17 protein-coding genes are annotated in these 19982 nt (G+C 74.0%); 12 read left to right on the top strand and 5 right to left on the bottom strand.

What is annotated here, in order from left to right; genetic code table 11:
* The 6 genes from ACFP3R_RS26740 to dnaB form a co-directional block, all read left to right on the top strand.
* Nucleotides 1-788, top strand: a 788-nt coding sequence (locus tag ACFP3R_RS26740) for a trypsin-like serine peptidase (protein WP_380639535.1), incomplete at its 5' end; no start/stop codon positions are given.
* Between the two features lie 126 nt (nt 789-914).
* Nucleotides 915-1289 (top strand): 30S ribosomal protein S6, encoded by a 375-nt coding sequence (gene rpsF, locus ACFP3R_RS26735; protein WP_380639533.1) that lies wholly within the window; start codon nt 915-917, stop codon nt 1287-1289.
* A 14-nt stretch (nt 1290-1303) separates the two neighbouring features.
* Nucleotides 1304-1804 carry a single-stranded DNA-binding protein gene (locus tag ACFP3R_RS26730; RefSeq protein ID WP_380639531.1) on the top strand — a complete coding sequence of 167 codons (501 nt, stop codon included), beginning with the start codon at nt 1304-1306 and terminating at the stop codon, nt 1802-1804.
* 45 nt (nt 1805-1849) lie between these two features.
* On the top strand, nt 1850-2089 hold the full coding sequence (rpsR, locus tag ACFP3R_RS26725) for a 30S ribosomal protein S18 (RefSeq protein WP_344034493.1): 240 nt from the start codon (nt 1850-1852) through the stop codon (nt 2087-2089).
* A 16-nt stretch (nt 2090-2105) separates the two neighbouring features.
* On the top strand, nt 2106-2561 hold the full coding sequence (rplI, locus tag ACFP3R_RS26720; protein WP_380639529.1) for a 50S ribosomal protein L9: 456 nt from the start codon (nt 2106-2108) through the stop codon (nt 2559-2561).
* 422 nt (nt 2562-2983) lie between these two features.
* Nucleotides 2984-5284 (top strand): replicative DNA helicase, encoded by a 2301-nt coding sequence (gene dnaB / locus ACFP3R_RS26715; RefSeq protein WP_380639527.1) that lies wholly within the window; start codon nt 2984-2986, stop codon nt 5282-5284.
* An 84-nt stretch (nt 5285-5368) separates the two neighbouring features.
* Here dnaB and map read toward each other — a convergent pair whose 3' ends face one another.
* Entirely contained in the window at nt 5369-6160 is a 792-nt protein-coding gene (map, locus tag ACFP3R_RS26710; protein WP_380639525.1) for a type I methionyl aminopeptidase, read from the bottom strand.
* Nucleotides 6161-6243: 83 nt separating this feature from the next.
* On the opposite strand from map, the gene ACFP3R_RS26705 reads away from it, so the two are divergent.
* The 3 genes from ACFP3R_RS26705 (at nt 6244) to ACFP3R_RS26695 (ending at nt 8393) form a co-directional block, all read left to right on the top strand.
* Nucleotides 6244-6510 carry a helix-turn-helix transcriptional regulator gene (locus ACFP3R_RS26705; protein WP_380639523.1) on the top strand — a complete coding sequence of 89 codons (267 nt, stop codon included), beginning with the start codon at nt 6244-6246 and terminating at the stop codon, nt 6508-6510.
* 445 nt (nt 6511-6955) lie between these two features.
* Nucleotides 6956-7513, top strand: a complete 558-nt coding sequence (locus tag ACFP3R_RS26700) for a TetR/AcrR family transcriptional regulator (protein ID WP_380639521.1) — start codon at nt 6956-6958, stop codon at nt 7511-7513.
* A 25-nt stretch (nt 7514-7538) separates the two neighbouring features.
* A complete protein-coding gene (locus ACFP3R_RS26695; protein WP_380639519.1) occupies nt 7539-8393 on the top strand; it encodes an exonuclease domain-containing protein in 855 nt (284 codons plus the stop codon).
* A gap of 295 nt (nt 8394-8688) precedes the next feature.
* Here the strand turns inward: ACFP3R_RS26695 and ACFP3R_RS26690 are convergent, their stop codons facing one another.
* The 3 genes from ACFP3R_RS26690 to ACFP3R_RS26680 form a co-directional block, all read right to left on the bottom strand.
* Nucleotides 8689-11991: a beta strand repeat-containing protein gene (locus ACFP3R_RS26690; RefSeq protein ID WP_380639517.1), complete on the bottom strand. Its 3303-nt coding sequence runs from the start codon at nt 11989-11991 to the stop codon at nt 8689-8691.
* 255 nt (nt 11992-12246) lie between these two features.
* Nucleotides 12247-13083, bottom strand: a complete 837-nt coding sequence (locus ACFP3R_RS26685) for a hypothetical protein (protein WP_380639515.1) — start codon at nt 13081-13083, stop codon at nt 12247-12249.
* A gap of 174 nt (nt 13084-13257) precedes the next feature.
* Nucleotides 13258-15435, bottom strand: coding sequence for a translocation/assembly module TamB domain-containing protein (locus ACFP3R_RS26680; protein ID WP_380639513.1), 2178 nt, complete (start codon nt 15433-15435; stop codon nt 13258-13260).
* A gap of 108 nt (nt 15436-15543) precedes the next feature.
* On the opposite strand from ACFP3R_RS26680, the gene ACFP3R_RS26675 reads away from it, so the two are divergent.
* Nucleotides 15544-16734, top strand: a complete 1191-nt coding sequence (locus ACFP3R_RS26675) for an AI-2E family transporter (RefSeq protein WP_380639511.1) — start codon at nt 15544-15546, stop codon at nt 16732-16734.
* Nucleotides 16735-16837: 103 nt separating this feature from the next.
* On the opposite strand, the gene ACFP3R_RS26670 is transcribed toward ACFP3R_RS26675, so the two are convergent.
* Nucleotides 16838-18034 (bottom strand): GGDEF domain-containing protein, encoded by a 1197-nt coding sequence (locus tag ACFP3R_RS26670; RefSeq protein WP_380639509.1) that lies wholly within the window; start codon nt 18032-18034, stop codon nt 16838-16840.
* Nucleotides 18035-18189: 155 nt separating this feature from the next.
* On the opposite strand from ACFP3R_RS26670, the gene macS reads away from it, so the two are divergent.
* The gene (gene macS, locus ACFP3R_RS26665; RefSeq protein WP_380639507.1) at nt 18190-19332 is read left to right on the top strand and encodes a MacS family sensor histidine kinase; all 1143 of its coding nucleotides are present in this window, start codon (nt 18190-18192) and stop codon (nt 19330-19332) included.
* Nucleotides 19329-19982 carry a response regulator gene (locus tag ACFP3R_RS26660; protein WP_380639505.1) on the top strand — a complete coding sequence of 218 codons (654 nt, stop codon included), beginning with the start codon at nt 19329-19331 and terminating at the stop codon, nt 19980-19982. The genes macS and ACFP3R_RS26660 overlap by 4 nt, the downstream gene beginning before the upstream one ends.

Genomic DNA, 19982 nt, shown 5'->3' with positions numbered 1-19982 from the left:
GGGCCTCGCGCGCCGCCGGCCGCCGCACCGCCGGGTTCGCGGGCACCGGCGCCGGCAGCGCCCGACCCGCCCACGCCCGACCCGCCCACGCCGGGCCGCGCGCGACGGCCCCCGGCGGTACCGGCATCCAGTCGATCATCGCGCCGGACGGGCGCGTGCAGGTCACCGGCACCACGGCCTACCCCGCCAGTGCCGACGTCTACGTCACCTACACCAGGCCGAACGGCTCCACGGGCTGGTGCACCGGCTGGCTGTACGCGGCGAACGCGGTCGCCACCGCCGGCCACTGCGCGCACTCCGGCGGCAGCGGCGGCGCGTGGAACACGAACTTCACCGTCCACCCGGGCCGCGACGGCGGCTCCTCGCCGTTCGGCAGCTGCGGCGTGAGCAACACCTTCAGCGTCACCGGGTGGACCCAGAACGCCAACGCCGAGTACGACTACGCGGGCTTCAAGCTCAACTGCTCCGTGGGCGACACCACCGGCTGGTACGGCATGAGCTGGACCACCGCGTCGCTCGACGGCACCGCGGTCGGCAGCTCGGGCTACCCGCAGGACAAGCCGGCCGGCACGCAGTGGTCCACCACCAGCTCGATCAGCGCCTCCCACCCCCGCCAGCTGGCCCACCACCTGGACACCGTGGGCGGGCAGGACGGCTCGGTCGTGCGGGCCGCCGGGTGCTCGACGTTCTGCGGCATCGCGGTGCACGCGTACGGCCACGGGGACCACAACCGGGGCACCCGGATCACCGAGGCGGTGTTCGCGAACTACCAGAACTGGAGGCTCTGAGCAGCCGCGACGGGCCCCCGGGGACTCACCCCGGGGGCCTGTTACCCTGGACGGGTTGCTGACGCGACGACCCTCCTGCCACGGAAAGCCCGTGGCCGCCGAGTCCACAGGAGGTGAGTGGTCTACATGCGTCATTACGAAGTGATGGTCATCCTCGACCCCAGTCTCGACGAGCGCACGATCGCGCCGTCCCTCGACACGTTCCTCAACGTCATCCGCACCACGGGTGGCAACGTGGAGAAGGTCGACGTCTGGGGCAAGCGCCGTCTCAGCTTCGAGATCAACAAGCAGAGCGAGGGCATCTACGCGATCCTCGACCTGACCTCGACGCCCGACGCGGTGAAGGAGCTGGACCGCCAGCTCGGTCTCCAGGAGACGATCCTGCGCACCAAGGTCCTGCGGCGCGAGCCCGCCAAGGCCGCCAAGGCCGCGGCCAAGGCTGCCGCGAGGGCGTCGGTCAAGTCGGCCAAGTCGGCCGCCAGGGCCCTGGCCAAGGCGTAGGGGCTACCCGGACCATGGCAGGCGAGACGACGATCACGGTGGTCGGGAACCTGACCGCCGACCCGGAACTGCGCTTCACCCAGTCCGGTGCCGCGGTGGCGAGCTTCACGGTCGCCTCCACGCCCCGGACCTTCGACCGCCAGAGCGGCGAGTGGAAGGACGGCGAAGCCCTCTTCCTGCGGTGCAACGTGTGGCGGCAGGTCGCGGAGAACGTGGCCGAGTCGCTCACCCGCGGCTCGCGCGTGCTCGTGACCGGGCGCCTGCGCCAGCGTTCCTTCGAGACGAAGGAAGGCGAGAAGCGCACGGTCATCGAACTGGAGGTCGACGAGATCGGCCCCTCCCTGCGCTACGCGACCGCGAAGGTCAACAAGGTGAGCCGGGGTGACGGCGGCGGCGGCTTCGGCGGCGGCGGCGGTCAGTCCCGCGGCGGTGGCGGCGGCGCACCGGCCGACGACCCGTGGGGCTCCGCGCCCCCGGCGGGTTCCGGTGGTTTCGCCGACGAGCCCCCCTTCTAGACCGCACCGCATCCACCACTCTTCCGCGTCACCAGGAGTACACACATGGCCAAGCCGCCTGTGCGCAAGCCCAAGAAGAAGGTCTGCGCGTTCTGCAAGGACCGCAACGCCAACATGATCGACTACAAGGACACCACCCTGCTCCGGAAGTACATCTCGGACCGGGGCAAGATCCGCGCCCGCCGGGTCACCGGCAACTGCAGCCAGCACCAGCGCGACGTCGCGGTCGCCGTCAAGAACGCCCGCGAGATGGCGCTGCTGCCCTACACCTCGACCGCTCGCTGAGAAAGGGGACGGCACAGTGAAGCTCATCCTCACCGCTGACGTGACCGGCCTCGGCGGTCCCGGCGACATCGTCGAGGTCAAGGACGGCTACGGCCGCAACTACCTGCTGCCCCGCGGCCTGGCGATCCTCGCCACCAAGGGCGCGGCCAAGCAGGTCGAGGTCATCCGCCGCGCCCAGGACACCCGCCGGGTGCGCGACCTGGACCACGCCAAGGAGCTCAAGGCTTCCCTGGAGGGTCTCGGCTCGATCACGCTGCGGGCCAAGGCCGCGTCGGGCTCGAAGAAGCTGTTCGGCTCGGTGACCTCGTCCGACGTGGTGTCGGCCGTGCGCGCCGCCGGCGGCCCCGCGCTGGACAAGCGGGCCGTCGAGCTGGCCGGCCACATCAAGACCGTCGGGCAGCACTCGGTCAACGTCCGGCTGCACCCGGAGGTCACCGTCGCGCTGGCCGTCGAGGTCTCGGCCGCGGGCTGAAAGCACCACCTGTTCGGCGTCGGAGGCGCCGTTCGACCGGGACTCCCGGTCGGGCGGCGCCTTCGCGCGTCCGGCTGTGGACAACTCTTGTGACGCCCGGTGCGCGACACGCCGAAGGGGCTGTTGCACGCGACACGCCGACGGTGTGACAAAGGACTTTTCCACAAATTTATCCACAGGTTCTGACCTGGGAAAACTTCCGTCACCGACCGAGTTGTACCCAGGTTGTCCACAGGTTTCCCCAGCGTTGTGGTCAGCTCGCGACAACCATCCCCAACCTGTCCACCGGGTTGTCCACAAGCTCGGTTGCCCGCGCCGTCCGGGGGGCTCTAGCGTCGCTGAATCCCTGGCGTGGTGCCCGGAAAATGTCGGACCCACGGGGTAGAACATCCTGCACGGCAGCAGATTGGGGTGAGTGCGCGGTGGCGCTGGTGGACGACCGGGGGATGATGGCCGAGCCCGGCTTCGAACGACAGCCGCCCCAGGACCTCGCCGCCGAGCAGTCGGTCCTGGGGGGGATGCTGCTGAGCAAGGACGCGATCGCCGACGTGGTCGAGGTCCTCGCGCCCAACGACTTCTACCGCCCGGCCCACCAGGCGGTGTACGACTGCGTGCTGGACCTCTACGGCCGCGGCGAGCCCGCCGACCCGATCACGGTGTCCGCGGAGCTGGAGCGGCGGGGCGAGCTGCTGCGCGTCGGCGGCGCCCCGTACCTGCACACGCTCATCGCCACGGTGCCCACCGCGGCCAACGCCTCCTACTACGCCGAGATCGTGGCCGAGAAGGCCGTGCTGCGGCGGCTGGTGGAGGCGGGCACGCGGATCGTGCAGCTGGGCTACAACGGCGCCGAGGGCGCGGACGTCGACGAGGTCGTCGACCGGGCCCAGGCGGCGATCTACGAGGTGACCGAGCGGCGCACCACCGAGGACTACTCGGCGCTGGAGGACCTGCTCCAGCCGACCATGGACGAGATCGACGCCATCGCCTCGCGCGGCGGCGCCTCCCTCGGCATCCCCACGGGCTTCGCGGACCTCGACGAGCTGACCAACGGCCTGCACCCCGGCCAGATGATCATCGTCGCGGCCCGTCCCGGCGTGGGCAAGGCCCTGGCGCTGGACACCCCGCTCGCCACGCCCACCGGGTGGACCACGATGGGTCGGGTGGCCGTGGGGGACCGGCTGCTCGACGCGGACGGGCGGCCCACGACGGTGGTCGCCGCGACCGACGTCCTGCACGGCCGGCCGTGCTACGAGGTCGAGTTCTCCGACGGTTCGGTGCTGGTGGCCGACGCCGAGCACCAGTGGCTGACCGACATCCCGGCGCACGACATCCCGGGGCCCGGGGCACCGGCCGGGCGCGGGACCGGGGTGCGCACCACCCGGGAGATCGCCGGGGACCTGCGTCGCGGGACGGCCCACGCGGTGGCCACCACCCGCCCCCTCGACCTGCCCGAGGCCGCGCTGCCGCTCGGCCCCTACACCCTCGGCGTCCGGCTCGGCGGTTCGCGGGACACCGATCCTTCGCGGGACACCGACCCGGAGTCGGTCTGGCACGTCGAGGCCGAGGGGTACCCGGGTCCGGCGGACGAGGCCGTCGAGGGCGTGCTGCGGGAGTGGGGCGTGCCGGGCGACGAGCACATCCCCGAGCGGTACCTCCGCGCCTCCGCCGCACAGCGGCGCGCCCTGCTCGCCGGCGTGCTCGACGCGGGCGGCACGGTGACCGGGGGTGGTTCCGTGCGGTTCGAGGCGACCACCGAGCGCCTGGCCGAGGACGTCCGCGAGCTGGTCGTGGGCCTGGGCCACCGGTGCGCCGCAGGTACCGGGCGCGTCGTGGTCCTCGACACCGGGGACGACGTCTTCCGCCTGGAGCACAAGCGGTTGGCGCTGAAGGAGCGGCGACGGGCGACGGGCGACGGGCGGACCGGTTCGCGGTTCGTCGTCGCCGTGCGGCCGGTCCCGAGCGTCCCGGTGCGCTGCGTGGAGGTGGACAACAGCGACCACCTCTACCTCGCGGGCCGGTCGATGATCCCCACCCACAACTCCACCCTGGGCCTGGACTTCGCCCGCTCCTGCTCGGTGAAGCACGGCCTGACCAGCGCCATCTTCTCGCTGGAGATGTCGCGCACCGAGATCGTCATGCGCATGCTGTCCGCCGAGGCCCGCATCCGGCTCGGCGACATGCGCAGCGGCCGGATGAGCGACGACGACTGGACGCGCCTGGCCCGGCGGATGAGCGAGATCAGCGAGGCCCCGCTGTTCGTGGACGACTCGCCGAACCTGACCATGATGGAGATCCGGGCCAAGGCCCGGCGGCTCAAGCAGCGCCACGACCTGCGGCTGCTGGTCGTGGACTACCTCCAGCTGATGTCGTCGGGCAAGCGCACCGAGTCGCGGCAGCAGGAGGTCTCGGAGTTCTCCCGGAACCTGAAGCTGATCGCCAAGGAACTGGAGATCCCGGTGATCGCGATCAGCCAGCTGAACCGAGGGCCGGAGCAGCGCACCGACAAGCGGCCGCAGCTGTCGGACCTGCGTGAGTCCGGGTCGCTGGAGCAGGACGCGGACATGGTGATCCTGATCAACCGGCCGGACGCCTGGGAGCGGGACGACCCGAGGGCCGGTGAGGCGGACCTGATCGTGGCCAAGCACCGCGCCGGCCCGACGGCCACCATCACGGTGGCGCACCAGCTGCACTACAGCCGCTTCGCCGACCTGGCCCAGGGCTGATCAGGGGCCGACCCGGCGGTTCCCCACCCGGCACCGGGTCCGGGTGCCGTTTCGCCGGCCGGCGTCCGAGCTCCCGGCCCCGGCTCACGCCGTGGCCGGCTCCGCCTCCGGTCGGCGCCGGGTGAGCACCAGGGGACCGTCCTCGGTGATGGCCACCGTGTGCTCGGAGTGGGCGGTGCGCGAGCCGTCGGCCGAGCGGATGGTCCAGCCGTCGGGGTCGTAGACGATCCGGTCGGTCGTGCGGGCGAACCAGGGTTCGAGCGCGAGGGTCAGCCCCGGTCGGAGCGTCAGGCCCCGGCCCGCCCGGCCCTTGTTGGAGACGTGCAGGTCCTCGTGCATGGTGCGGCCGATGCCGTGACCACCGAACTCGGTGTTGACCGGGTAGCCGTGGGCGCGGGCCACCGCCCAGATCGCCGCCGAGATGTCGCCCAGGCGGTTGCCCGGACGAGCCGCCTCGATCCCGGCCTCCAGCGCCTCCTCGGTGGCGCGGATGATCCGCAGGTCCTCCTCGGCGACGGTGCCGACGACGATCGTGCGCGCCGAGTCGGCCACCCAGCCGTCGATGCCGACCGCGAGGTCCGCGCTGAGCACGTCGCCGTCGCGCAGCACGTAGTCGTGCGGCAGGCCGTGCAGCACGGCGTCGTTGACCGACAGGCAGATGACGTTGCGGAACGGGCCCTTGCCGAAGGAGGGGGCGTAGTCCCAGTAGCAGGACTCCGCGCCGCGCCGCTCGATCATGCCGCGCACGTGGTGCTCCAGGTCCAGGAGGTTGACGCCCACGTCGGCGAGTTCGCCGACCTCGGTGAGGACCTCGGCGACGAAACGCCCGGCCACGTGCATGCGCTCGATCTCCGCAGGCGTCTTCAACTCGATCATGGTGCCCTCATCCGTCGTGCCTTGGTATAATAATACCAACTTAGCACTTGCCGGTATTAAAATACCAGCCGTACCCTGGTGGCGTGGTCCGCAACCCGCTCACGCCCGAACAGATCGAGGCCGGCCGACGTCTCGGGAGGCTGCTGCGCGAAGCGCGGGCGGACCGGGACCTGGGTGACGTGGCACGCGCGGCGGGCATGTCGCCGGAGACGTTGCGCAAGATCGAGACCGGCCGGCTCCCCACCCCCGCCTTCGGCACGATCGCCTGCCTCAGCGAGGTGCTCGACCTGCCGATCCAGGACCTGGCCGCCGCCTGGCGCAACGGCTCGCGGCTCGAAGAGGCGTCATGACGACCACCGCGGGCCGCACGCGCCGCTGACGGTGGAACACCCGAGGTCACGGCCCCGGCGCGACCGCTGCCGCCGGGTGAGCAGGGCTGCCGGAGTTGTGGCGCGATCGGCGGCGGAGGCCGCGGTGCCGCCGCCGATCCCCCGACCCCCCCCCCCCCCCCCCCCCCCCCCCCCCCCCCCCCCCCAACCGCGGGAGCCGCCGCCAGCCCCCCCTTCCCCCCAGGCCGCCGGCGCTCTGCCCGGGATCCTCGCGGACCCCGGTGGTCGAGGAGGCGGCCCAGCCCCCCTGTACCGCTACCGGGCCGCCTCGATGACGAGTGTGCTCCCCCGGTCCTGCAAACCCTTTGTGCGGTTCTGCAATCCCCTGGTCACGGCGCTGCACCGAGAGGTCGACGGACCGCTCCACGCGGTATCGGCGCAGCGTCGCGGCGCTTACGATCAAGGGATGCCACCCGACGCGGCGCGGCGCAGCGACCGTTCGAGGCGGGCGATCCTCGTGGCCGCGTTGGAGTTGGTCGAGGCGCTCGGCTACTCCCGGTTGACCATCGAGGCCGTCGCGGCTCGGGCGGGGGTGGGCAAGCAGACCATCTACCGGTGGTGGTCGTCGAAGGGACCGCTGCTGTTCGAGGCGTTCGTGGAGCTGGGACCGGTCGAGCGGGACCCGCGGCCCAGCGGCGACCTGGCCACCGACCTCCGGCTGGAACTGCGGGCGACGGTGGAGGAGCTGAACGAGCGGCGGTTCGACCAGGTGTGCCGGGTCCTGGTCCACGAGGCCCGCACCGACCTGGTCACGCTGCTGCTGACCCCCCGCCGCGTGCGGTTGGAGGAGCGGTTGCGCGCCGGGCAGCGCGCGGGCGAGGTGCGGCTGGACGTGGACGTCGCGGCGGCGGCGGACCTGCTGCTCGGACCGGTGCACCAGCGGTGGCTGCTGCGGACCGCGCCGCTGTCCGGGGAGCACGCCGACGCGGTGGTGGACCTGGTGCTCCGGGCGCTGCGGGGGTGACCCGCCCCGGTAGTAGGGTTCGCCGGTGGTCGAGTACGCCGTGGTCGACGTGGAGACGACGGGGTTCGCCGCGCGGGGGTCCGACCGCGTCGTCGAGGTCGCGGTGGTGCAGCTCGACCGGCACGGCCGCGTCACCGGCGAGTGGTGCACGCTGGTCAACCCGGGGCGCGACCTCGGGCCGCAGCACGTGCACCGGATCAGCGCCGCCGACGTGTGGCACGCGCCCGCGTTCGCGGCGGTCGCCGGGACGCTCGCGGACCGGTTGGCCGGCCGGGTCGTCGTCGCGCACAACCTGGCGTTCGACGCGCGCTTCCTGACCGCCGAGCTCCACCGCGCCGGGGTGCCGGTCGAGGTGACCGGACTGTGCACGATGCGGTTGGCGGACCGGTTCCTGCCACCGCGCGCCGGGCGGTCGCTGGCGGCCTGCTGCGCGGCGGCCGGCGTGGTGCTCGACTCGGCCCACTCCGCCCTGCACGACGCCCGCGCCACGGCCTCGCTGTTCCGCCGCTACCTGCGGTTCGGGCCGCTGGCCGGGACGCCGTTCCCGCCGCTGGGGCTCGCCGCCGACGCGGTCGAGGTGCGGCGCGGGGTGGCGGGCGTGGCGGGTGCGGGAGGGGCGCCGGCCGGCGCCGAGCCGGTCCCGCTGGTGCGGGGCGACGTGGTGGTGTTCACCGGGCAGATGCGCTCGCCGCGCGAGGTGTGGGTGGACCGGGCCTGCGGCGCGGGGCTGGTCAGCCAGGGCTACGTGACCCGGTCGACGCGGGTGCTCGTCGCGGCCGACCCGTGCACCCTGTCGAGCAAGGCGCGGCGGGCGCGGGCCTACCGGGTGCCGATCGTGTCGGAGGACGACTTCACCGGGATGCTCGACCGGCTCGACTGAAGCGGCGGAACCCCTGGCGCGAAAAAGTGGGGAGGAGGACCGGGTGCGACGAGGTCCGAGCGCGCGGAGGAGCAGGCGCGGGGAAGACCGGCGCGCCAAGACCAGGCGCGCGAGACCAGGTGCGCACAGCACCGGACGCGTAACGCACCACACGCGCGAAAGACCGGCGCGCACAGCACCGGACGGGCACAGCACCAGGCGCGCACAGCACCAAGCGCGCGAAAGACCAGGCGCGCACAGGACCGGGCCCCCGGCACCGAAGTGCCGGGGGCCCGGTCGCGGGAGGGGTGGTGCGTCAGATCCGCGGCAGCTGGGCAGTCCGCTCCATGCTGTTGAACAGGGAGAAGGCGTCCAGACCGGCCAGGGCCGGGGTCCGCAGCTGCTCCGTGCTCGGCACCGCCTGGGTGCCGACGGTGCCCTGGAGCGGGTTGACGTCCAGGCCGCTCAGCGCGGCCGGCGGCAGCACCGGAGCGGTGCGCGGCTGGGCCAGGCCCGGGACCGGCACGACGACCGGCAGCGGGACCGGGGAGGCGACCGGCAGGGTCGGCAGCGCCTGGTCGCGCAGCACGGCGGTCTGGTCGGTCACGATCGGCAGCTGCCGGGTCAGGTCCAGCTGGTCGGTCACCGGCAGGGTGCCGGAGAACGACCGCTCACCCGACGTGGCGGGCAGCAGGCCGTAGGCGGTGCGCGCCACGTGCGCCGTGCCGGGCATCCGGTTGGTGGCGGTGTCCCGCACGTCCTCCTGGACGCGCGGCATCACACCGGTCGGCAGCTCGCTCACCGGCTTCATGACGGCCATGGCCTTCATCACGGTCATCGGCTTCATCAGGGCGGACAGCGGGGCGGTGGGCAGCTCGGCGTCCGACAGGTCGGGCTTGGGCAGCTCGCTCGTCGGCAGGTCGCGGGCGTCGACCTCCGGCTTGTCCGCCTTCACCGCGGGCAGCTCTTCGCGCAGCTCCGAGCCGGCCTGCCACGCGGTCCTCGTCGGCGAGGCCACCCGGGGCGCCTCGACGGGCAGCGGCCGGCCCAGGATGGGCAGGTTGCGCAGCTCCTCCAGGCCCGGGGCCCGCAGCGGCGACCGGTACTCCGGCAGCCGGTGCAGCAGCTCCAGGCTCGGCAGCTCGGTGACGCGCATCAGGTGGTCGACACCCATCGGCAGCACCACACCGCGTCCCAGCTCGGTCTCCTCGCCCTCGCCGGTCCGCAGGCGGCTGCGGTCGGCGGCGTCGGCGGTGGCGGTGCCCGCCACCTCGACCGGCACGCCGAACATCCTGGCCACGCCCTCGGCGGGCAGCTCCAGGTCGCGGGCCGTCATCGGGCCGGTGCCCGTGGTCGCGGTGTCGCCGCCCGAGGTGCTGTGGGCGTCGCTGGTGGTCCTGGCGTCCGCCAGGCCCGCGGCGGTGACCGCGTCGCCGTGCGCCGACGGCGCCAGGGCGGCCGGCGTGGTCAGCAGGTTGCCGGACCACGAGGCGTCCTCGGCGGAGGTCAGGTGCCTGCCACCGGCGATCAGGCCGGAGCTGTTGTCCGACCTGGAGTAGCCGTTGCCGGCGGCGGTGACCGCGTCGCCGAACACCTGGAGCGGCAGGGTCGCCTGGGACCCCAGGCCGTTGCCGGAGAACGAACCCCGGTCGCCGGAGGTGTAGACGTCGCCGCCGGAGAACGAGCCGAACTCGTTGCGGGTGTCGGACTCGACGTTGCTGCCCGCGCCGATCGCGCTGCCGAACGCCTGCGGCGAGGACGCCTGCGGCACCGACAGCACGTTGCCCGACAGGGAGCCCTCGTCACCGGTCGTCACGGCGCCGCCGCCCGAGCGGGACGACAGGCTGCTGGTGGTGTCCGAGGAGCCGTTGCCCACGCCGACGACCGAGTCGCCGAAGACCTGGGCCGGGTTCGAGGTCGGCACGTGCACGATGTTGCCCGACGCGGAACCGTGCTTGCCGTTGGCCTGCGGCGGGTTGCCGAGGTCGACGCGGGTGTCGCTGTCGGTGGTGGAGGTGGGGTTGGCGACCGCGCCGCCCGTGTTGCCGAACGCCTGGCCGCCGAGCACGGTCGGGGCCGACACGACGTTGCTGGACACCGTGCCGTTGTCGTCGACGCTGTTGGCCATGCGGCCCGAGCGGATCGCCTTGTCCTCGGTGGTGCGGCCGGTCGAGCTGCCCGCCGCGCCGAAGTTGTTGCCGAACGCCTCGGCGGGCGCGCCCACCGGGACCTGGCCGATGTTGCCGGACACGACGCCGTCGTTGCCCGTGGAGCCGTTGTAGCCGCCGGACTCCACGGCCACGTCGTTGTCGCAACTGCTGTCGGCGATGCCGCCCGCCGCCGTGCCGTTGCCGCACAGGTCGGCCGCGCCCGCCGGGGGCAGGTTGGCCGAGTTGGCCGACAGCACCGAGCGGTCGCCGTTGGTGTAGGTGTCGCCACCCGCGACGGTGACCACGTCGTTCGCGTGCCGGGAGGAGGTGTTGCCCACGCCCGACGCCGAGTTGCCCGAGCCGGCCACCGGCAGCGCCACGGGCGCGTCGGCGTAGTTGCCGGACAGCACCGAGTCCTGGCCCGCGGTCCGGCTGTTGCCGCCGGCGTACGCGTCGTTGGTCGCCCGGCCGGCGACGTTCGAGTTGCCCACGCCGCCGAGGGCGTTGTTGTCGGCCGAGGCGGGGCCGGCCAGGGACGGCTGCGCGATGTTGCCCGCGAGGGTGCCGTCCTTGCCGGTGGTCTCCGCCCACATCGACGGGCCGCCCGGGAAGGGGTGCGTGTCGCCCGCGTCGGCGTAGGAGCGGTCGTCGGCGTTGGCGTCCGCGTTGCCCACGGCGCCGAAGCCGTTGCCGCTCACCCCGACGACCGGGGCCAGCGGCACGCCGAGGACGTTGCCGCCGGCGCTGCTGCGGTCGCCGTCGGTGCGCAGCGAACCCGGCGCGGTGACGTGGTTGGACGCGGTGGAGGTGGTGTGCGAGTTGCCGCCCGCGGCCAGCGCGTTGCCGTTCACCTGCACCGGCGCGGCGCCCTGGAGCGCGGCGACGTTGCCGGACAGCGAGCCGTGGCGGCCCGAGGTCCGCACGTCGCCGCCCGCGGTGGCCCGCTGGTCGGAGGTGGTGCGGCTCTCGGCGTTGGACAGCGCGGCGATCGCGTTGCCGGTGACCTGCGGCGAGACCGCGGCGGCGGCGCGGGCCGCGTTGCCCGACAGCGAGCCGTAGGAGCCGTCGGTCTGGATGTCGCCGGTGCTCTCGGCCGACCGGGAGCAGTCGGCCTCGGTGTAGGAGTCGCCGCCCGCGCCGATCGCGTTGCCGCAGACGTTGACGGGCATCGCGACGTCGGCGCCGACGGTGTTGCCGCGGGTGACGCCCGTCCGGTTGACGCCGGACAGACCTTCCCGGGTGCCGCGGACCAGCGGGTTGGGGTGGTCGGCGACGCGGCCGGCCGGCGTCTCCGCCAGGGAGGGGGTGCGCAGCTCGCCGCGGACGGCGGGCAGGTCGTGGTTGCCCACCGGGGTGCCCAGGTTGTTGCGGTCGACGTCGACCGGGACCCGCACCCTCGCGTCGAGCGGGTTGGGCCGCGCGTCGGGGTTGACGTTCTCCTGGGCTGAAGCGATGCCCGTACCGAGCATCAGCAAACCACCCGTGACAAGTGCGGTTTGGAGACCGCGCTTGGCCCAGGTCTGCATGACTTCTCCTTCGTTCGGTGTCCCTTGCGGGAGGTGAGGGGTGGCCGGACGCGCAAGGCGCGTCGGAGGCGACGGCCACCCCGGTTCGGGGATGGGAATGGGGCGCGGCGTCTCGACCGAAGGGAGCGCGCACGAGTGGCGCGACGGTCGATTACCGGGCCGGCTCGTCAGCGAGCCGGCGCGGACCGCGCGCGTTGGTCAGTCAGGGGTGATGCCGGGCTGCTTGCCGGGCATCACGACGTTCCGCACGGTGGCGGGGAACAGAGCCCGGGCCACGGCGGTGTCGGAGAGGTGGGCGGAGGCGGTCGTGTACTGACCGCCGCCGCCACCGGAGGATCCGGACGCGTCGCCACCGCAGGTGCAGTGGGCCGGCACGCCGAGCGGGGGCGCGAACGGCATCAACGGGAGTCCGGACGGGTCGCCCGGGAGGGACGGCCCGCGGTCGGCCGCCGGCACCGGTGCGGTGCCGGGTGCCTGGTCCAGCCAGAGCAGGCTGAGCTTGGCGAACACCCCGGTCACCACCGGCGTGCCGGCATCAACCGGCACGGCGGTGGTGGTGGGGGTGGTTTCGGGGGTGGGGTGGGCCGGAGCGCGACCGACCGGGCCGTCGTCGGTGGTGGTCACCGGCTTCGGCGCGGAAGGCCGGAACCAGGTGCCCACGTGCCCGACGGTGCCGCGGATCTCCTCCGCGACGCGGCCCAGGTCGGGGCTCTTCGGCTCCCTCACCCGCGGGGTGCGCAGCGCGGTGTCCAACTCCCGCACGGCCTGACCGAGCCCGGTGGAGCGGAGCCCGTCGGGGTTGAGCCCGTCGGGACCGAGCCCGTCGGGACCGATCGGGGCCAGGACCTCGCGCAGCGGGCTGTGCGCGGCGACCTCGCCGACCACCTCGTGGTCGGTCGCGGACGCCGGCGCGGCGGACAGCGCCCAGGCGACGGCGGTGCCGGCCAGCGCGCCGCCGACGACCAGCGCGGCACGGGAGAGCAGCCGCCGAACGCGGCTCGCCCCCGTTCCCGCTCGCTGGTCAACGGCAGACATCGCTGGTTCCTCCACCACAGGCGCTGGGATTTCGCCGGCATCGTGATCGACGTGTCGTGACCGACGCGATCAAGCCGACGCCGTGGAGCCTGCCAGGAACCGGGCCGGGTTCGCACTCCTTCGCCGCCCGGTTCGCCGGATCGTGTGACGGGGACGGGGTTTCGCGACCGGGGGTCAGACCCGCTTGAGCACGCGCGCCGCGCCGGCCGCCGCGGTGGACGCCAGGATCCAGCCCACCGCGATCAACGTGCTGGAGATCCACTGGGACACCCCGCTGAACCGCCACTTCCCGTCCTGCCCGAGGTCGACGATCGGCACGAGCAGGTCCACCGACAGCAGCCACGGGTTCCACGACGGCGACTCGTCCTCGTTGAGCCGGGGCATCTCGTGGCCCAGGAACCACAGCGCGCCGAACAGCCCGAACGCGGTCAGCCAGGCGATCGCCAGCCAGGGCCGGTAGCCGTAGCCGACCGTCCAGCGCTGGAGCGCGCCCCACACCCGGCCGGCCACGCCCAGCTCGGAGTAGCGCCGGTGCTGCTTGGCGATCTGCACCAGCTGGGCCAGTTCCTCCTCGCCGCCGTCCCGGTACACCGCCGCCAGCTGCTCGTAGGGGCCGGGCGCGAAGTCCGGCTGCACCTCGCGCAGCCACCGCAGCCGGGTGCGCACGTCCACCGGCGGCGTGGACGCGATCGAGCGGAACGTGAAGTCGTCCACGTCCACCCCGCCGGTCGCGGCCCACAGCCCCGGCCCGTCCTGGACGGCCGTCGCGGCGCACCGGGTGAGCAGGACCCGGCCCACCGGGGCGTGCTCCTCGTCCAGCCGCAGCACCAGCTGCCGCGCGTGCAGCCCGTAGGCGTTGAGCGCGGTGCCGCCGCCCGGCCCGCCCAGCCGCGCGCCCGCGAACGTGGCCATCTTGCCGACCTCCGCGAGCCTGATCCGCACGCCGCCCGCGGCGGTGAAGCCGTGGCTGCACAGGAGGTCCTTGCCGATGGAGGCGACCCGGGCGTCCAGCGAGGGCTTGACCGTGCCGTCGGGGCGGCGACGCGGGGACAGCAGGCTCGCGCCCGAGCAGTCGAGGGTGGAGCCGATCTCGGCGTTCTGGAGGCGCAGCGAGCCCTGCGCGCGCAGGTCGCGCAGGAACAGGGTGCCGCCGACGCGGAGCCGGTCGGCGAACAGGACGTCGATGCCGGGGCCGTGCAGCCGCGCGCCGGACAGGGACGCGCTGCCCCGCACGTGCGCGTCCACCAGGCGCACCTGACCGTAGGCGCACAGCGCGTCGCCCCGGGAGCCGCCGCCGTCGGACGCGCCGCGCGCTTCGAGGTCGCCGCGGACCTGGATGCCGTCGGCGTGCAGGGCGACCGGGATGCGCTGACCCGCCTCGCCGGGCCGGTCGTCCGGTTCCGCCACGGCCTCGCGGCGGCCGATCCGGGCGCCGGACAGCCGCAGGTAGCCGCCGATCTCGGCGTTGGGCAGGCGGACCGTGCCGGAGGAGGTGAAGCCGTCGTCCAGCTCCACGTTGCCCTCGACCCGGATGCGGTCGGCGACCAGCGCGGCCGCCTCGTCCGCGGTGCCGCGCGGGATGACCAGCACGGGCCGGTCGGCCACGCCGCCGTGCAGGCGGGCGCCGGAGAACACGGCGCTGCCGCCGACCCGGGCGCCGTCGAGCAGCACGCGGCCCTCGACGGTGAACCGGCCGCCCTCGGTGTCGCACAACAGGTTGCCCGCGATGGTCGCGCCGGTGGCGTCCAGGGCGTTCTGGCCGGCGTTGACCAGCCGCGCGCCGCCCAGGTGCACGTTGCCGCCGATGTTCGCGCCGCGCAGCCGCACCTCGCCGCCCGCGCGCAGGGCGATCGCCTGGAGCGAGCCGGACACGCGCACGCGCGCGGCGAGCAGGGCGTGGTCGCCCTTGGCCCGCAGCACGGCGCCGGCCAGCCGCAGCGTGCCCTCGACCGAGGCGTCGGTGAGGTCGACCGCGCCGTCGCTGGTGAACCCGGCCTCCAGCACCAGGTCGCTGCCGACGCGCAGGTTGCGGCCGAACAGGCCGGGCACCCGGCAGCCGCGCATCCGCAGGGCGACCAGGCGGGCCAGGCGCAGGTCCGGCGGCTGCTCGAAGGTGCAGTCGCGCAGGTCGATCACGTGGTCGACGCGCAGGCCCTCCAGCGCGAACGGGCCGACCACGTTCGCGCCGACCAGCCGCAGGGCCGCGCCGCGCAGGCCGTCCAGGGGCAGGTCGGCCAGCAGCGACGACAGCAGTTCGCCGCGGACCGTGCGCTCCCGCTGGGGCGTCCTGGGGTCGAACCGCACCCGGCCGCCGGTGGCGAACGCCTCGCGCACGGTCTGCTCCACGGTCACCCCTCGATCCGATCACCCCCGGTGCGGGCGCCGCCGGGTTTTGGTGGTTTCCGTCGCGGGGAGGCTCGTCATCCCACGGTGCCACCCGGACGGGGTTAACGTGATCGTGTGACGGGGAGAGAGCCGGAGAGCGGCAGGGTGCCCCCGCTGCTGCGCGTGAGCGCGGCACTGGGTTGGCGGTTCGTGGTGGTGGTGGCCGCGCTCTACGTGGTGGCCCAGGTGGTGGGGTTCCTGGCCTCGGTGGTCATCCCGGTCGGGATCGCCCTGCTGCTGGCGGCGTTGCTGTCGCCGGCGGTGTCGCAGCTGACGCAGGCGGGCGTGCCGCGCGGCGTGTCCACCGGCCTGGTGCTGGTCAGCGGCCTGGTGGTGGTCGGCGGCGTGCTGACGTTCGTGATCACCGAGTTCTCCAAGGGCCTGCCGCAGCTCCAGGACCAGGTGAACGCCAGCCTGGGCACCATCCGCGACTGGCTGCGCGACGGGCCGCTGCACCTGAGCGACGTGCAGCTCCAGCAGTACCTGGACGACGTGGTCGAGACGGTCCAGGAGAACCAGGGCGAGATCACCTCGGGCGCGCTGACCACGGCGGCGACCCTCGGCGAGATCCTGACCGGCCTGGTGCTCGCGCTGTTCACGCTCATCTTCTTCCTGCACGACGGCGACGGGATCTGGCGGTTCCTGGTCCGGATCGTGCCGCACGACGTGCGCGACCGGGCGGACGTGGCGGGCCGGCGCGGGTTCGCCTCGCTGGTGTCCTACGTGCGGGCGACCGCGCTGGTGGCCGTGGTCGACGCGGTCGGCGTGGGCGTCGGCCTGTGGCTGGTGGACGTGCCGCTGGTGGTGCCGCTGTCGGCGCTGGTGTTCCTCGGCGCGTTCATCCCGATCGTCGGCGCGGTGTTCACCGGCGCGGTGGCGGTGCTGGTGGCGCTGGTGGCCAACGGGCCGGTGGAGGCGCTGATCATCCTGGGTGTGCTGATCGGCGTGATGCAGCTGGAGAGCCACGTGCTCCAGCCGCTGCTGCTGGGCCGCGCGGTGAAGCTGCACCCGCTGGCGGTGGTGCTGGCGATCGCCGCCGGGTTGGTGGTCAGCGGGATCGCGGGCGCGCTGCTGGCGGTGCCGCTGCTGGCGGTGCTGAACTCGGGCATCCGGTCGCTGCTGTCGGACTCGGACAGGTCCGTGCGGCCGCGGCAGGTGGACGTGCACGAACCGCAGGAGAGCGGCGCGGTGGACACGGCGGGCGACCGGGTGGAGGACATCGAGGGCCGCGAGCGGCCGGACGCCGGCCACAGCGGCAGGCGCTGACCCCGGCGGGGTCGGTCGGCCCGGCGCTGGTCGACCCCGGCGGGGTCGGTCGCGACCCGGCGAAGTCGGTCGGCCCCGGCGGGATCGGCCCCGCCGGGATCGGTCAGGCCATCTCGACGAGGTTGCGGCCGTAGCCCTTGGCGGACAGCAGCGCGGCGTCCGCGGCGACCAGCAGGTCGGGCAGCTCGTAGCCGAAGCGCCGGCTGGTCGCCACGCCGATGCTCACGGTCAGGCCGGTGAGCAGGTGCTCCCGGCCGTGCGTGTCGACCGTGGGCACGGCCAGGTCGGCCACGGCGTGCCGGACCCGCTGGGCGACCGAGCGGGCGATGGCCGGTTCGGCGTCGGGGAGCAGCACGACGAACTCCTCGCCGCCGAAGCGGCCCACCAGGTCGCCGCTGCGCACGGTCCCGGACAGCAGCAGGGCCACCGCGCTCAGCGCCGAGTCGCCGGCCAGGTGGCCGACCTCGTCGTTGACCCGCTTGAAGTGGTCGAGGTCGAGCAGCATCACGGCCATCGGCCGGTCGCGGGCGCGGGCCTTGGCCAGCTCGGCGCGCGCCCGGTCGTCCCAGTGCACGGCGTTGGCCAGGCCGGTCTTGGCGTCGCGCTGCGCCGACCGGCGCCAGTGCGGCAGCTGCGCGGCGCGTTCGAGCAGGGCCAGCGGCGGGCCGGCCATCAGGGCGTGCACCGGGTTGGCGAGGGCGACGACGCCCATCAGGCCGCCGATGCTGACCGCGACGACGCCCAGGACCACGTCGATCTGCTCGCCGAGGACCTCCTCACCGCGGGCGCCCGGGGTGCGCAGCTTCAGGCCGACCGCGATCACCCCCGCGTGCACCACGAGCAGCACGGTCGCGCCCAGGACCATCACGCCCAGGTCGGGGTCGGGCCGCTCCCAGCCGATCGCGTACCGGGCGCCGAACACCGCCAGCGCGCTCGCGGACAGGGTGAACACCCAGCGGTGCGACTCGGGGCGCTGCGCCAGCACGCCGTGCAGGGCGGGGCCGAACAGCAGCAGGACCAGCAGGTTGCACGGCAGCGCCACCGCGCCCGCGGTCAGGTAGCACAGGTGCGCGGCCCAGGGGTTGCGCTCGGTCTCGCCCAGCCGGTGGCTGTGGATCGAGCTGCCGATGACGACCGCGCCCGCGGTGGCCGCGATGACCGCGAACCGACCGATCTCATCGGGTGCGGGCGGCTCCGACGAGGCGATCACGTGGACCACGACCGCCAGCGCGCAGGCGTCGACGAGCAGCCAGTAGGCCAGGGCGGACTTCCTCAACGTCCACAGTGGCCAGTGGCGCACGCTGGGCCTCCCTCGCCACGCGGAGTTCGACGGGCGCGATCACACCCAGCAACCCCGGTCAGCTTTTCACAGATGCCATCTGTGGAACAGACGGCCACCTGGGGGTTAGCTGCGCCACTCCCGCACGGCAGAATCGCGCGGGAAGGGAGCACACCGTGCACACGAAGCCATCCGACCAGGGGACCCCCACGACGGAGGACCCGGTCGCCCACCTCTGGCGGGGAACGGTCGCGCTACGCGTAGTGACGTTCCTATTCGCCGTGGGCACCACCGCGGTGCACCGCGCGGACTACGAGCGGGTGTGGCTGGCGTGGGCCGCGGTCGCGGTGATGTTCGCCTGGTCGGTGTTCACCATCCGCGCCTACGGCCGCGAGGACGGGCGGCGCCCCCGGGTCGTGGTGGCGGACCTGGTCCTGGCGTGCGGGCTGATGTCCCTGTCGCCGCTGATCATGACCGACCAGCAGTTCGTGCTCGACGCCCCGCTGATCACCACGATCTGGGCGTGCAACCCGGTGGTGGCGGCGGCCGCGCTGGGCGGCCAGCTCGCGGGCGCGCTGTCGGGGCTCCTGGTCGCGCTGGTCACCTACCTCAACCGCGGCGCGCTCAGCGTGGACGTGGTGCGGGACGCGGTGCTGCTGACCGGCGCGGGCCTGGTGATCGGCATGGCGTCGGCCACCGCCCGCCGCTCGGCGGTGCGGCTGGCGCAGGCGCTGCGCACCGAGGCCGCCACGGCCGAGCGCGAGCGGCTGGCCCGCTCCATCCACGACGGCGTGCTCCAGGTGCTCGCGCGGGTGCGCAAGCGCGGCAACGAGCTGGGCGGCGAGGCCGCGGAGCTGGCCCGGCTGGCGGGGGAGCAGGAGGTCGCGCTGCGGTCCCTGGTGGCCGCCGCGCCCGGCGGGTCCACCCCGGACGGCGAGGCCGACCTGCGGCCCGCGCTCCAGCTGCTGGCCACCTCGCGCGTGCAGGTGTCCACGCCGGCCACCACGGTGATGCTGCCCGCGGCGGCGGCGTTCGAGCTGGCCGCGGTGGTGCGCGAGGCGCTGTCCAACGTGGACAAGCACGCGGGCCCGCAGGCCAGGGCGTGGGTGCTGCTGGAGGACCTGGGCGAGGAGGTCGTGGTCAGCGTCCGCGACGACGGCCCCGGCATCCCCGAGGGGCGGCTGGCCTCGGCCGAGGCGGAGGGCCGGATGGGGGTGGCCAAGTCGATCCGGGGTCGGGTCGAGGAACTGCGTGGGACCCTGGAGCTCCAGACCGGGCCGGGGGAGGGCACCGAGTGGGAGGTGCGGGTTCACCGATGAGCGTGTCCGTGATGGTGGTGGACGACCACCCCCTGTGGCGCGACGGTGTCGCGCGGGACCTGGCCGAGCGCGGCTTCGAGGTCGTGGCGACCGCGGGCGACGCGGCGGCGGCGGTGCGCATCGCCCGGACCGTGCGGCCGGACGTGGTGCTGATGGACCTGAACCTGGGCGCCTCCACGGGGGTGGAGGCGACCACGCTGATCACCGGCGCCCTGCCGGGCACGCGGGTGCTGGTGCTGTCGGCCAGCGGCGAGCACAGCGACGTGCTGGAGGCGGTGAAGGCGGGCGCGTCCGGCTACCTGGTGAAGTCGGCCTCGGCCGAGGAGCTGGTGGACGCGGTGAGCCGGACCGCCGCGGGCGACGCGGTGTTCACCCCCGGCCTGGCCGGGCTGGTGCTCGGCGAGTACCGGCGGATGGCCGCGGCGCCGGACGAGGAGGACAAGCCGCAGCTGACCGAGCGGGAGACCGAGGTGCTGCGGCTGGTGGCCAAGGGGCTGACCGCGCGGCAGATCGCCACCCGGCTGGTCATCTCGCACCGCACGGTCGAGAACCACGTGCAGTCGACCCTGCGCAAGCTCCAGCTGCACAACCGCGTCGAACTGGCGCGTTACGCGATCGAGCACGGGCTCGACGTCGAACCGGAGGACTGA

Origin of the sequence: Saccharothrix lopnurensis (assembly GCF_042658445.1) — a bacterium.
Lineage (GTDB): Bacteria > Actinomycetota > Actinomycetes > Mycobacteriales > Pseudonocardiaceae > Actinosynnema > Actinosynnema lopnurensis.
Note: the sequence above shows the minus strand (reverse complement) of the source record. Positions and strands in the feature narration are given on the sequence as shown.